Annotated in this window: 11 protein-coding genes and 1 riboswitch; of the genes, 2 read left to right on the top strand and 9 right to left on the bottom strand. The window is 58.5% G+C overall.

Annotated elements, in window-relative coordinates; all coding sequences use genetic code 11:
• Positions 1-115 precede the first annotated feature (115 nt).
• Complete coding sequence (locus tag JQR90_RS06170; protein ID WP_010797561.1) at positions 116-532, top strand: NUDIX hydrolase; 417 nt, start codon at positions 116-118, stop codon at positions 530-532.
• Between the two features lie 472 nt (positions 533-1,004).
• Here the strand turns inward: JQR90_RS06170 and atzF are convergent, their stop codons facing one another.
• The 7 genes from atzF to JQR90_RS06205 form a co-directional block, all read right to left on the bottom strand.
• Positions 1,005-2,798 carry an allophanate hydrolase gene (gene atzF, locus JQR90_RS06175; RefSeq protein ID WP_010797563.1) on the bottom strand — a complete coding sequence of 598 codons (1,794 nt, stop codon included), beginning with the start codon at positions 2,796-2,798 and terminating at the stop codon, positions 1,005-1,007.
• Positions 2,799-2,899: 101 nt separating this feature from the next.
• Positions 2,900-6,517 carry an urea carboxylase gene (uca, locus tag JQR90_RS06180; protein WP_434140647.1) on the bottom strand — a complete coding sequence of 1,206 codons (3,618 nt, stop codon included), beginning with the start codon at positions 6,515-6,517 and terminating at the stop codon, positions 2,900-2,902.
• Between the two features lie 223 nt (positions 6,518-6,740).
• Positions 6,741-7,376, bottom strand: a complete 636-nt coding sequence (locus JQR90_RS06185; protein WP_010797565.1) for an urea amidolyase associated protein UAAP2 — start codon at positions 7,374-7,376, stop codon at positions 6,741-6,743.
• A gap of 11 nt (positions 7,377-7,387) precedes the next feature.
• Positions 7,388-8,113 (bottom strand): urea amidolyase associated protein UAAP1, encoded by a 726-nt coding sequence (locus JQR90_RS06190; RefSeq protein ID WP_010797566.1) that lies wholly within the window; start codon positions 8,111-8,113, stop codon positions 7,388-7,390.
• 10 nt (positions 8,114-8,123) lie between these two features.
• Positions 8,124-8,897: an ABC transporter ATP-binding protein gene (locus tag JQR90_RS06195; RefSeq protein ID WP_010797567.1), complete on the bottom strand. Its 774-nt coding sequence runs from the start codon at positions 8,895-8,897 to the stop codon at positions 8,124-8,126.
• The gene (locus tag JQR90_RS06200; protein WP_010797568.1) at positions 8,894-9,712 is read right to left on the bottom strand and encodes an ABC transporter permease; all 819 of its coding nucleotides are present in this window, start codon (positions 9,710-9,712) and stop codon (positions 8,894-8,896) included. Before JQR90_RS06200 ends, JQR90_RS06195 begins: the two co-directional genes overlap by 4 nt.
• A 56-nt stretch (positions 9,713-9,768) precedes the next feature.
• Entirely contained in the window at positions 9,769-10,833 is a 1,065-nt protein-coding gene (locus tag JQR90_RS06205; RefSeq protein WP_122043146.1) for a putative urea ABC transporter substrate-binding protein, read from the bottom strand.
• Positions 10,834-10,887: 54 nt separating this feature from the next.
• A riboswitch (guanidine-I (ykkC/yxkD leader) is annotated at positions 10,888-10,987 on the bottom strand.
• A 270-nt stretch (positions 10,988-11,257) separates the two neighbouring features.
• On the opposite strand from JQR90_RS06205, the gene ung reads away from it, so the two are divergent.
• On the top strand, positions 11,258-11,947 hold the full coding sequence (gene ung, locus JQR90_RS06210) for a uracil-DNA glycosylase (protein ID WP_010797570.1): 690 nt from the start codon (positions 11,258-11,260) through the stop codon (positions 11,945-11,947).
• Between the two features lie 42 nt (positions 11,948-11,989).
• Here ung and JQR90_RS06215 read toward each other — a convergent pair whose 3' ends face one another.
• Positions 11,990-12,667, bottom strand: a complete 678-nt coding sequence (locus JQR90_RS06215) for a DUF4197 domain-containing protein (RefSeq protein ID WP_010797571.1) — start codon at positions 12,665-12,667, stop codon at positions 11,990-11,992.
• Between the two features lie 14 nt (positions 12,668-12,681).
• Positions 12,682-13,167, bottom strand: a complete 486-nt coding sequence (locus tag JQR90_RS06220) for a YbaY family lipoprotein (RefSeq protein WP_010797572.1) — start codon at positions 13,165-13,167, stop codon at positions 12,682-12,684.
• Positions 13,168-13,177 lie beyond the last annotated feature (10 nt).

The raw sequence follows: 13,177 nt of genomic DNA on the forward strand, positions 1-13,177 counted from the left end.
GTCATGTCGCCCCTCTTATCCGTACAACCGCCTATGCGCTCACCGCAATTCGATCACAACATGGATAAATTGGTAGGGTGGGTCTGAAAAAGAGTCTGCCAACAGGAGAGCGGTAGTGAATGACTTTTCCGGGGCTAAACTTGCCTTATTGTGTGGTGATCAACTCCTGACCTACAAGCGAGACGAGAAGGACTCGATTCCCTTCCCGGGCTGCTGGGATTTTGCTGGCGGTGGTCGAGAAGGGAATGAAAGTCCAGTCGAGTGCGCGTTGCGAGAGTTGGATGAGGAGTTTTCCCTGCAGCTGACCAAAGATCGGATCATTTGGGAAAGGCGCTACAGGAGTTATACCCGTAAGCCTCTTGACGCCTATTTCTTCGTCGGCGAACTAACCGCTGAAGAGATCGAATCCATACGCTTCGGTGATGAAGGCCAGTATTGGCAGATGATGCCAATAGCGGAGTTCCTGTCCTTGCCGGACGCAGTACCTTATCTGCAAACACGGCTGCGCGACTACCTTGAGCAGATATCGTAAGATGAAATATCTGGTTAAGTTGCTTAATGCCAGCTGAATGCCTGGGTGATTCCAAAGGACAGGGTTTCGCAGAGCGGTAATATGCCATTACGCACCGTTTTTTAGGGCGTGGAGGATACTGTTTTGCGGCGTCTATTCTTGGCGTTAGCGTTTGCTCTACCGTTAAGCGGGTGTGTGGTCTACGACGATAACCCTTACCGTCATACCACCACGACCTACTACCGTTCATATACCCCCGTTTATGTGACACCGGCTGTTCCTGTTGGGCCGCCGCCTTCCGTCATTATCTATGACCGGCCCGTGACACGTTGGCGCTCGAATTTCTATTATGGCCCACCACCGCCTCCGCCGCGGTTTCGCTCTGGTTGGGGCCCCGGTCCCGGCCCAGGCTATTGGCGTCATGGACCGAGACCGTACTGGGGGCCACCACCGAGACGGTGGTAAGCCCCGGCAGGCGATTAGCAAGCCCCTCCTATCGCTGGCTGGCCATATAAGCCCGCCAGCCACCGAAGTGGGTGATGTCCTTGGCGCCTTCCAACCCATAGGGCTCACAGATAAACCCGGTTTCCCAACTGCCATCAGCCAGCTGAACCTTGCCTAGGCCGAGCGGAGCAGGAATAGCTGTCAAAAATGAGCCTAGCTCGCGGCTGGGCAGTTCCCAGATTTCCACGGCAATGGCTCGACCACCTTCGGCTACACGAACCATGCCCGGGCGGAAGGGCGGTCCACCGGCCAATGCGTACAGTTTGTAGTCGGGACTGCTTTCTGTACGTGAAACCAGTTTGCCGCCCCGCTTCACGAGTTGCCAGTTGAGCGGCAATCCCTCCAGATGCGCACCGCAGACGACCACACGAGCATGATCATGGCGCGTGACTGTAGTAGAGGCAGGGGCGTCCATCTGTGCACCGTTTACCAGAGGTAATTGCTGCACACGCTGGAAGGCATCGGCCAGGCTCAAGAGGTACTGATCGGTGAAGGCGCGTCCGAACAGCGTCACGCCCCACGGCAGGCCGTTTTGCATAAAGCCGGCCGGCACCGCCACGGCGGCATAATCCAGCATGTTCATGAAGTTGGTGTAGTAACCCAGATCGGAGTTACGGGCGACAGGCTCGGCCTGCAATTCATCCAGAGTGACGGGGCGGGGGTAGGCAGGCGTCAGTACGCAATCCAGCTCGGCCAGCGCCTGGTCACAGACAGCCTTGAGTGCTTGCAGGCGGTACTGCGCCCGGAAGGCGTCTACGGCCGTCGTGCCGGGCGCCTTGGCCAGTACTGCCTTGATGACGGGCAGTACCGCGTCCGGTTGTTCTTCGATCAGCTCACCCGCCACGCTGTAGCGCTCGGCTACCCACGGACCTTCGTAGAGCAGCTTGGCCGCTTCGAGGAACGGGGCGAAATCCAGTTCGACTGCCTCGCCCCCGAGCGCTTCCAGCTGTCTTACCGTGTGCTCGAACAGCGCGGGACTTTCCGGACAGCCGAGAAATTCGAGCTGCCTGGGTACACCAAAGCGGAACGGGCGCGGAGTACCGAAGGCCGAGGCATCGTTCCAGAGCGGATTGGCGCGACTGTACGCGTCGCGTGGATCGTATACAGCGGTCAGGGCAAGCAGTTCGCTGGCCTCCTTGGCTGTGGCGGTGAAATAGGTGACGCAATCCAATGTACGGCATGCCGGAACGACACCCGCCGTCGAGATCAGCCCTTTGGTGGCCTTGAGACCGACCAGGTTGTTCAGCGCAGCAGGTACTCGACCCGAGCCGGCCGTATCGGTACCCAGTGCAAAGGTAGCCACGCCCAGCGCTACGGCTAGGGATGACCCCGCGCTGGAACCGCCGGAAGGGTAGTCTGGATGAATACTGTTGCGGCAGGCACCATAGGGCGAACGTGTACCGTTGAGGCCGGTGGCAAACTGATCCAGATTGGCCTTGCCCAGGGGAATCGCACCCAGGGCGATCAGCTGCTCAACAACGGTGGCCGAGCGCTCCGGTGTATAGGCAAAGGCTGGGCAGGCGGCTGTGGTAGGAATGCCCGCCAGATCGATGTTGTCCTTGATGGCAAAGGGGACGCCATACAGCGGAAGGTCCGCGGGGGACCTGCTTTCCAGTGCCGCCAGATAGGGTTCCAGCTCCGCCAGGGAGAGCAGATGGATGAACAGGTGAAAGTCGGGATTCAACTGCTCGGCCTTGTTGCGAAGTTCGATAATAAGCGTGCGTGGCGTGGTGCGGCCTTCACGATAGGCGGCGCGGAGGGTATCGAGGCGCAGGTCAGTCATAAAATAGTCCCTGGTAGTCTGGATAAAGCCATTGGCAATACCCAGCAATAGCGTTCTGAGCCGGGTATCGCCTTGCTCGACCCGCCTCTGGTTAAGTTGGATCAGGCGTGCTCGATTACCATCATTCTTTGCCCGGCGCGTACAGGAGAGCCGGGCTGCACGCGAACGTCCTTTACGAGTCCATCGCAAGGCGAGAAGAGCGGAATCTCCATTTTCATGGATTCCAGAATCACCAGCACATCGCCGGCTTTGACCTCTGTGCCCGGTTCCACCTGTACCTGCCAGAGATTGCCGGCAATATGGCTTTCCACAGCGGTCTGCCCGGCAGTCAAGGGGGCATCCTCATCGGGCTCTGGCGTGACGTCTTCGCTTTCGAAGTGCGCCTGACCGGACTCGAGCCAGCGCTGGCGCTCGGCATTGAAGGCTGCCTGCTGGTGGGTGCGGAAGGTTTGAATAGAGTCCGCCTCTTTGGCAAGAAATGCCTGATAGTCCGCCAGGGACAGCTCGGTCTCTTCGATCTGCAAGGGATAACGACCCAGCGGAAAGTCGGCGCGTATCGTGAGCAGTTCTTCTGCTGACACCTCATGAAAGCGAATCTGGTCGAAGAAGCGCAGCAGATAAGGCTGGCCGCAGAAGGCATCGACCTGCTTGTAACGGTTCCACATTTGCAGCGTGCGGCCCACGAACTGGTAGCCCCCCGGGCCTTCCATGCCATACACGCACAGGTAAGCGCCGCCGATGCCGACAGAATTTTCCGCCGTCCAGGTACGGGCCGGGTTGTACTTGGTTGTTACCAGACGATGGCGAGGGTCCAGCGGTGTGGCTACCGGGGCGCCGAGGTAGACGTCTCCCAGACCCATCACAAGGTAGCTGGCGTCAAAGACGATTCGCTTCACCGCTTCAATGGAGTCGAGGTCATTAATGCGGCGGATGAATTCCAGATTGCTCGGGCACCAGGGGGCGTCCTTGCGGACAGTCGTTGCGTATTTTTCGATCGCCAGTTTGCACGCCGGGTCGTCCCAGGAAAGCGGAATATGGACGATACGAGAGGGTACGCGCAGATCGTTGGCGTTGCGTAATTCCCGCCAGGTTCGCTCGACCAGGATCAGCAGGTCATTGAGTGACAACTGCTCGGGGCGATAGTGAATCTGTAGCGAACGGATGCCGGGTGTGAGGTCGATGATACCCGGTAGGTCGAGGGCTTCTAGGGACTGCATCAGCGCATGTCCTCGGAAGCGCAGGACCAGATCCAGCTCAGCCGGCCCGATCTCTAGAAGCAAATGGGTATCACCAGAGAGCCGCGCTACCAGACGCTCGTCGTCGTGGCCGATGTCCAATACGATGGGGCTGATCAGCTTAGAGTCAGTGCCGGTCAACGGCAACACGTCATAATCAACGTTTGGTATCAGCGTTTCAGTCTCGACATGACGCGCCTTGGCCAGTAGACGTGCCGTCTCGATGCCGACCGGCACAAAGCGTACCCTGTCACCGGCCTTGAGCTGACCCATCTGCCACAGGTCTGCCTCGATAATTGTGACCGGGCAAACGAAACCGCCCAGGCTTGGGCCGTCTGGCCCGAGGATGACAGGCATGTCGCCCGTAAAGTCAACGGCACCGATGGCGTATGGATTATCGTGAATATTGGAGGGATGCAGACCGGCCTCGCCGCCATCTTCCCGTGCCCACTCCGGTTTTGGCCCGATCAGCCGTACGCCGGTACGACTGGAGTTGAAATGTACCTCCCACTCGGTATCGAGGAAGCGCTGGATGTAGGCCTCGCTGAAATATTCCGGCGCGCCGTGCGGACCGTAGATCACGCGCAGGGTGCGGGTATCCGTCAGCGAGGTGCACAATTCGGGCGAAAGGTTGGCACCTGCATGATGGTCCTGCGACGGGTACAGGTGCAGCACATCGCCTGCCCGCAAGGCACGACCGCCATGCCCGCCGAACTGACCAAGAGTAAAGGTGCTCTTGCTGCCGAGGTAATCTGGTAGATCCAGGCCGCCTCTCAGGCAGAGATAACTTCGCGCGCCGGCACCGCTGACCGTTCCCAGCGTCAAGGTTGCCCCGGCGGGGATGAACAGCGTGGTATTCATGGGTTGCGACACGCCATCAAGCTGTACAGGCAGTGCTGCCCCTGTCACGGCTACCACCGCAGACGTGTTGAAGCGCAAGGTCGGCCCGGTCATGGTGATCTCGAGCCCTGCAGTGCCCTCAGGGTTGCCCAGCAGGCGATTGCCCAGGCGCAAGGCGCGATCATCCATGGGGCCTGACGGCGGAATACCCACCGCCCAATACCCCTGGCGGCCTGGGTAATCTTGTACGGTCGTCTGAGTGCCCGCGCTGATGACCTCAAAGGTAGTAGCTTGATAAGTCAGGTTCTCCAGGCAGCGGGTCCAGGGGTTGCCTGAGGCGAAGGGGGTATCGGTGAGGATCTGACGCAGGTAGTCGCGGTTACTTTCTACCCCGTAGAGGCGGGTGCGTTGCAAGGCAAGGTTCAGTGCACTGCGCGCGGCGTCTCGGGAGTCGGCCCAGGTAATGACCTTGGCGATCATCGGATCGAAGTAGGGCGGGATTTCACAACCCGCTTCCACCCAGGTATCGATACGCAGGGCGCGACCCTCCGAGGGCGGAAACTCGACAGCGGTCAGCAGGCCAGGGCTGGGCTGGAAGTCGCGGCCTGGATCTTCGGCATACAGCCGCGCCTGGATGGCATGGCCATGTGGCTTTAAATGTCTGGCAAGTTCGGCCAGTGGGGGCAGATCGCCTGCGGCCAGCTCGATCATCCAGCGCACCAGGTCCACACCCCAAACCTGTTCGGTTACTCCGTGCTCGACCTGCAGGCGTGTGTTTACTTCCAAAAAGTAGAAGTGCTGGGCTTCGCTGTCATACACGAACTCGACGGTGCCGGCGCTCCGGTAATTGACCGCCTTGCCCAGCGTGATTGCTGCTGCGCACAGGGCTTCCGCCATGCCGTCAGGCAGGTTAGGCGCTGGGGTCTCTTCCAGCACTTTCTGGTTGCGGCGCTGTACGGAGCAGTCGCGGACACCTAGGGCAATCACGTCGCCCTGGCCGTCGCCAAAAATCTGGACTTCCAGATGGCGGGCGCGCTGGATGTATTTTTCAATGAATACGCCCGCGTCGCTGAAATTGTTCTGACCCAGACGTTTGACGGCGTCGAATGCTTCAGCGAGTTCACTGGCCGAGCGGCACACCCGCATGCCGATACCGCCACCGCCAGCGGTGCTTTTCAACATGACCGGATAACCCACGGTCTCGCCAGCCTTTAACGCAGCCTCCAGATCCTCCAGAAGCTCTGTGCCTTCGAGCATCGGTACGCCTTGAGCCTTGGCCAGCGCGCGGGCCGTATGCTTGAGGCCAAAGACACGCAGCTGCTCAGGAGTGGGGCCAACGAAGGCGATGCCGGCGGCCTCGCAGGCTTCGGCGAATGCGGCATTTTCGGAAAGAAAACCATAGCCTGGATGGATAGCCTGTACGCCGGTTGATGTAGCGATAGCCAGGAGCTTGGGCATATCCAGATAAGTAGCCGCGGCTGCGCCTTCACCCAGGCTTACGGCCTCGTCAGCGTGGCTCACATGCAGGCTGGCGCGATCGGCCTCGCTGTAAACGGCTACGCCTTTTACCTGGAGGTCGCACAAAGTACGCAGAATACGGCAGGCAATGGCACCACGGTTAGCGATCAGGAGTTTGGTGAACATGTCGCACCCTCGAAAGGGAGGCGGGCCGTCCCGCCGTAATTTCACGCTCCAGGGTCGTCCCGGGAGCCAAGTCGTTGTCATGCATAGCTGGAGGGGGTATAGCGGGGCGATACCTGTCGTTTCGGCGTCGCTCAGTCCCTTTTGCACTCAGAGCGTCGTGTATTCAAACACTGCCCGGAGCGGCTCTGGCAAAGAGTATGCAGCCAGGTGCGCAGTCGCTGTTTCAGTCCCATATCAGCACCTCTGCCGGAGTTGGGTTCCAGCCGTTGCATGGGTTGTTGAGCTGCGGGCAGTTCGAAATCATCACAATTACATCCGTCTCGGCGCGCAGTTCTACGTACTTTCCCGCGCCGGAGATGCCATCCTCGAAGGTCAGCCCGCCTTCAGGCGTCACCGGAACATTCATGAAAAAGTTGATGTTGGCAGCGATGTCGCGCTTGCCCAACCTGCCGTCATGGTGGCAGGCGCAGAGAAAGTTATCGCGGCAGCTATGCATGTAGCGCTTCTCCAGCGCATAGCGCACGGTGTTGCTCTCTTGGGCGCAGGCGCCGCCAAGCGTGTCGTGTCGGCCACAGGTGTCGGCAACGATGGTCAGGAGTGGATTGCCCAGGTTGGAATACAACACGGTCCCGGTGGTGAGGTAGACCTTGCCCTGTCGACGCAGCGTACGCTGGGCGTCATAGCGCTCGCGCGGGTTCGTCGCGCTATAGAACAAGGTATCAACAGCCTGATTGCCTTCGAGGTCATGAATGCGAATCGTTTGGCCGGCCTTGATCTCTTTCAGGTAAGGCGCACCCGCCGGGATGACCTCACGGTAGAGAGCGTCCTCAGGACGTTTTTCGCTAGCAGTCATGGTCATGGCAGTCGTCCTCACAGAAAGAAGCGTTCGGTGTTGATAAAGCCGCGAATATTCTCTTCACGGGATGTACGGCAGACGTCGGCCACGCCTGGGTCGGCGCTTTTCAATGTCAGCGTGACGGATTTCGGTGCGTATTTGGGTGTTGGGTCCAGCGGGTGCTGCAAGGCGGTGAGTACAACCAAGGTATTCATGGGTGCATACAGCTCGATGTAGTCGCCGGCTGAAGAGTTGCTTTCGATGAAGTGGAAGACGCCTTCGGCATCCACGTCCACCCGGCTGAACAGGTTCAGTGTCATGAGTAAATCTTCCTGCCCCAGCCCCCACTTGCCCATCTCTACCAGCAGGTTGTCAGTACCGTTGCGGTGAAAGCCGTTGCGCAGCTCCTGATATCGGCCGGGGCCGTACTTTTCAGTGACTTCTTCGGCATTTGCCACGCCACCAAAGCTGTCGTGCCAGCCGCAGGTATCTTCGACAATGGCGGCCAGCACGCGGCCCATGTCTGAATACAGGCAATGCCCTTTGGTGAGCTTGGCAGTGTGCTGGCATTTGAGTGTATCCGGCAGGTTCAGGCGTTCGCTCTTCTCCTGCGCGTTGAACAGCATCAGGCTGACATTGGCGCCGCCCAGTTCGTCGGTGATCCGCAGCAACTGGCCGCGTTTGACGATGAGCGAGGTGTGACCGCCTCCGGGAACGTGTTCTTCGAGCAACAGGGAAGCAACAGGGCGTGTTTCGTTCATAACAGGATCCTCAGTTGACGGCGGGTTGGCCCAGCAGGGTTTCCACCGACGTCAAGGCGCCGGAGGTTTTTCTGCGGTTTACCGGGATGTTGTAAGTAATGCGTGCGCCATAGGCGTTGGGCGCATGGGGATCGATACGCATCTTGTCGAATACCAACACGCGGCTGGCGAGAGTGAAGCCTTCGGAAAGATCATGGGTGACCATGAAGACGGTCAGCTTGTGCTCCTTCCACAGCTCGGTCAGCAACACATGCATGTCCTTGCGGATGCCAGGGTCGAGCGCACCAAAAGGCTCATCCAGCAGCAAAATACGTGGCTTCACAATCAGCGCCTGGGCGATGGCCAGACGCTGCTGCATGCCACCGGAAAGCTGGCTGGGGTATTTGTCGAGCGCATGGCCCAGACCGACCCTGTTCAGCATGGCCGCTGCCGTCTCGCGAAGGCGTCGCTTGTCGGTGCCGAACAGGCGACCCAGAAGACGTGAATGGGGGAGCTCCATGCCGATTACCACGTTATCCAGCACGGAAAGATGCGGAAATACGGAGTAGCGCTGAAAGACTACTCCACGGCTGGGATCGGGCTCGACACAAAGCGGTTGTCCATCCAACAGGATGTGCCCGCGGGTGGGGCTTTCCTGGCCTAAGAGCATCCGTAGAAAGGTTGATTTACCGCAGCCGGAAGCCCCTACCAGGGCACAGAACTCACCCTCTTGAATGCTCAGGTTCAGGTGTTCCAATACGACCTGATCACCGTACTGCTTCCAGACATTCTTAACCTGGATCATGAACGGGCTCCTGTGTCGTACCAGGGGAAAGCCCAGCGCGTCAGCTGTCGTAGGCCAACGTCCATGGCCCAGGCCAGCGCCGTGATCCAGACGACATACGGCACGATCACATCCATCGCCATGTAGCGGCGGACCAGAAAGATGCGGTAGCCGAGTCCGTCAGTGCTGGCAATAGCCTCGGCGGCAATCAGAAATAACCAAGCCGAGCCGAGCGCCAGGCGCAACGCGATCAGAAGACGAGGCAGGACTTGAGGCAGTACCACACGCAGAATCAATGTCCAGCTGTTGGCGCCAAGGGTTTGTGCCTTGATCAAGAGTTCCTGTGGAATCTCGCGGACCCGCTGCTCCATGTCGCGAATAAGCACCGGTGTAATACCGATGACGATCAGCATGACCTTCGACAGCTCACCCAAGCCGAACACGATAAAGAGGATAGGGAGGATCGCCAGCGGCGGCACCATGGAGAGTACGGTTACCAGCGGAGAAAGCGGCGCGCCAAACAGCGGAATGGCACCTGTGGCGATACCGACTACCAGTGCGATCGAAGCACTGATGACCAGTCCGGTAGCCAGGCGGGAGAGGCTGGACATTGTGTCCTGCCAGAACACATAGTCACCGGTGCGCTTGTCTTCCTTGAACGCCAGACGATCTATCGCTGCGGCCATTTGAGTCGCGCTGGGCAGGAGCTTGTCGTTGGGGTTTTCCGCTAGGCGGGTAGCCGAGCCGCTGAAGTAAGCAAACAGCAGCAGGGCGAAAGGCAGCAGGATGAGAAGCAGACGACTTCCGCGATCAGGCTGGCGATTGATCAGGCGCATGGTGGATTACCTGTGTAGCGGATATGGGCCGGCCCAAGAGACGGCCTAGGCCTTAGTCAAAGCGTGCCGTCAGCAGCCATTTGCACGTATGTCGGGTCGAAGCGCAGCTTCATATTGCTGGTGTCGCCCACCGTTACACCGCCGGCGAATGCCATGCCAATGGCATTCGCATCCGGCGCACCTTCGCCCAGCAGCCCATGATCAAAGGAGAACCGGGCAATCTTTTCCATCGTCTTTGGTAGCTCTGGGCTGAGTACGAAGCTCAGGGAGTCCTGAGGGGCATAGAAGAGCCTTGTATTGGCCAGCTGCGCCTTGAAACCCGCAAGGTCGGTACCCGATGCATTCGCCATGGCCGTGAGTGCTGCCTGGCCTTCAGGCGTTCCGGCTGTCATCAGGGCAGTCATTTCATACCAGGCGCCGGTCAGGGCCTTGCCGAGATTGGGGTTTTCCTTCAACGTTTCGGTATTCACCACCATCATGTCCATGATCTCGCCGGGAATCTGGCTGGAGTTGAATACTTCTGTGGTGTCTGGCGAAGTTTTGATTTCAGCGAGCAATGGATTCCAGGTCGCTACGTTCTGTACGTCCTGCGTGTTGAACGCGGCTACCATGTCAGCATCCGAGGTATTGATCGTAGACAGGTCCTTCTCGCTTAGGCCGACTGTTTCCAGCGCCCGGGCGAGCAGGTAATGGGAAACGGAAAACTGTACGAGATTGACGGTCTGGTCCTTGAGGTCCGCAACGGTTTTACTCTTGCCCTTCATGACGATGCCATCGTTGCCGTTGGAAAAGTCACTGACGATCAGAGCGGTCGTATCCACTCCGCCGGCCGCTGGAATGGTCAAGGCGTCCATATTAGTCATGGCGCAGCCATCGAACTGGCCGGCGGTGTATTGATTGATGGATTCGACATAGTCATTGAGCTGTACCACATCGATCGTAATGCCGTACTTCTTGGCCCATTTGTCGATGATTCCCTGGGTCTTGGCTTCACCCCATGGCATCCAGCCGGCATAAATAGTCCAGCAGACCTTGAAGTCGTCGCGAGGTGCTGCCAGAGAAGGTAGGCTGACCCATGCAGTCAGACTGAGAGCGAGGGTGGCAAGCAAGCATTTACGCATGGAACCTCCGGATGAGTGGTGGGCAAGCAGGAGCAGAGCAGCGCAATGCGCGTCTTCTCCCGGGCTTTTGTCCCGCCGTGTAACCTCGTCGGAGGTCGATGACTCTCGGACCAGTCACTTACTTTCGTAAGCCGGAACCCTAGTCATCTATTTCGCCAAGTTGTGGTGCTGCGGTTCCGGCATGCCGGCTGCTCCTGCACATAGGTCGTATAGCTAGCACCATGCCAACTTCTCCAAACCCTGATAGCACATGGGTTGCGTTATGCATTGGGGCATTTGGAACGAGGTATCGTGCGCAACCTTGGGGCATTGCTCTATGCTTCGCACATTCATGGGGCGGAACCTGCTGGCAGGAAATGGGATGAATGGTTGACAGAGCAGATCACCTTTCCTACGGTGCGCTCGATTGACATGAGGACATAACGTGGACGACGACCGCATCAAACTGGAACCGCAGTGGAAAGCCGCACTGCGTGATGAATTCGATGCTCCTTATATGAAGCAATTGGGTGAGTTTCTGCGCAGCGAAAAAGCGGCCGGCAAGGTGATCTATCCGCCAGGCCCCTTGATCTTCAATGCGTTGAACAGTACGCCGCTGGATCAGGTAAAGGTCGTCATCTTGGGGCAGGATCCCTATCACGGCCCAGGGCAGGCCCATGGCTTGTGCTTCTCCGTACAGCCCGGTGTCCCTGCACCGCCATCCTTGCAGAATATTTACAAGGAATTGAAGCGGGACCTGAATCTGCCCATTCCTAATCATGGCTATCTACAGCATTGGGCCGAGCAGGGCGTACTGTTGCTCAACACCTCGCTGACGGTAGAGCAGGCCAAGGCCGGCTCCCATGCCAATGCCGGCTGGCAGCGTTTCACTGATCGTGTGATTCAGGTGGTCAGCGAGCAACGTAACCATCTGGTCTTTCTGCTGTGGGGTGCTCACGCACAGAGCAAGGAAAAGCTGATCGACACACAAAAGCATTTGATCCTGCGCTCACCCCATCCGTCACCCCTCTCTGCCCATCGAGGCTTTATCGGCAACGGCCATTTCAGCCGGACGAACAAGTTTCTGGAGCAGTCAGGCCTTACGCCCATCGACTGGGCGTTGCCGCCTTTGTAAGGCATCGGGCCGGGTTATTCGATTACTCGGCCCGTTATATCCTCAAAGCGTACTGAACACTTTTTTGGCAATGTTGGTAGCGGCGGCGGCCGGGTTTTCCCGGAGTGCGCGTTCCTGGTCAGCGATTACGGTGAATAACCCATTAAGCGCCTGGTCCGTGACGTAGCTTTCAACGTTTGCACTCTTGGCGTCCACCGCGCCGAAGGCAGCAGCTTTGCCAGCCAGGGCGTTGTATTGCTGAGCCAAGCCTACCTTGTCCGTTGCCTGCTTGATGATGGGCATCAATTGAGCGCGAAGCTGGTCTCGGCTGGAGCGATCCAGATACTGCGTGGCCGCATTGTCCCCGCCGGTCAGAATGCCCTTGGCGTCCTGAACCGTCATACGTTTGACCGCATCGATCAGCAGTGCCTGCGCCTTCGGCACAGCGGCTTCGGCAGCCTGGTTCATGCTGGTTTCCAGCTGTTCTACCTGCGCACCCATACCGAACTGCTTGAGCAGGGCGGATGCTTTGCCCAGTTTTCCAGGCAGCTCAATACGGACTTCCGGGTTGTTGGTGAATCCTCCCGGTTTACCCAGTTGTTGAACCGCGATTTGCGCGCCCTGAGTCAGTGCGTCCTTCATGGCGCTGGCGGAATCTTGTTGGGAAAAGTCAGACAGACTCAAGGCAAAGGCGTTGACCGATAAGGTTAAGGCCGCAAGCGTAAGCGCGAAACGTTTCATCTATATCCCTTGTATCAACGGACGGGGGTCAGCTTGATTTCAACCGGCTGGTCGTTGGTGCTATTGAGTTGCACCGGTATTGCCTTTGGTGTCAGGAACAGCGGGCGGCCACCCAGCAATACGCGAGCGCTGATGGCATAGCGCTGACCAGACTTGACCTTCGACGGATCGTAGTCCAGGCGGAAAGGGATAGGTGTTTCCTGTTTCACGAAAACGGTACGTTGTGCGAGGCGCCCTGAGGGCGTATCGCCCGTGGCCGCATTGTGCAGACTGACAGTCAGTTTGGCGGTAGGCGGCAAGGGTTCGGACTGTTCGAAATAGGCATCACCTTCCAGGCTACGTTTGGCCGGTGAAGGCGTACCGGGTTGCGGCATGATGACCGGAGGTTTGCTCGTGCTGGGAGTCGTAGGGGTAGGGCCAGGTTCGAAAACTGGGCGCAGCCCGCCGCTACAGGCCGTAAGCAACAGGCTGGTCAGACTTAACAGAACAATCTTGCGCATGACATAAGGT

It is taken from the genome of Pseudomonas sp. JZ114, from assembly GCF_051027705.1.
Classification (GTDB): Bacteria; Pseudomonadota; Gammaproteobacteria; order Pseudomonadales; family Pseudomonadaceae; genus Chryseomonas; species Chryseomonas luteola.

What these genes read in the sequence shown, in the direction of transcription:
- JQR90_RS06185 (WP_010797565.1), bottom strand. Translation starts at nt 7,376, where the DNA reads ATGACCATGACTGCTAGCGAAAAACGTCCTGAGGACGCTCTCTACCGT.
- uca (WP_434140647.1), bottom strand. Translation starts at nt 6,517, where the DNA reads ATGTTCACCAAACTCCTGATCGCTAACCGTGGTGCCATTGCCTGCCGT.
- JQR90_RS06205 (WP_122043146.1), bottom strand. Translation starts at nt 10,833, where the DNA reads ATGCGTAAATGCTTGCTTGCCACCCTCGCTCTCAGTCTGACTGCATGG.
- JQR90_RS06220 (WP_010797572.1), bottom strand. Translation starts at nt 13,167, where the DNA reads ATGCGCAAGATTGTTCTGTTAAGTCTGACCAGCCTGTTGCTTACGGCC.
- JQR90_RS06200 (WP_010797568.1), bottom strand. Translation starts at nt 9,712, where the DNA reads ATGCGCCTGATCAATCGCCAGCCTGATCGCGGAAGTCGTCTGCTTCTC.
- JQR90_RS06215 (WP_010797571.1), bottom strand. Translation starts at nt 12,667, where the DNA reads ATGAAACGTTTCGCGCTTACGCTTGCGGCCTTAACCTTATCGGTCAAC.
- atzF (WP_010797563.1), bottom strand. Translation starts at nt 2,798, where the DNA reads ATGACTGACCTGCGCCTCGATACCCTCCGCGCCGCCTATCGTGAAGGC.
- JQR90_RS06195 (WP_010797567.1), bottom strand. Translation starts at nt 8,897, where the DNA reads ATGATCCAGGTTAAGAATGTCTGGAAGCAGTACGGTGATCAGGTCGTA.
- JQR90_RS06190 (WP_010797566.1), bottom strand. Translation starts at nt 8,113, where the DNA reads ATGAACGAAACACGCCCTGTTGCTTCCCTGTTGCTCGAAGAACACGTT.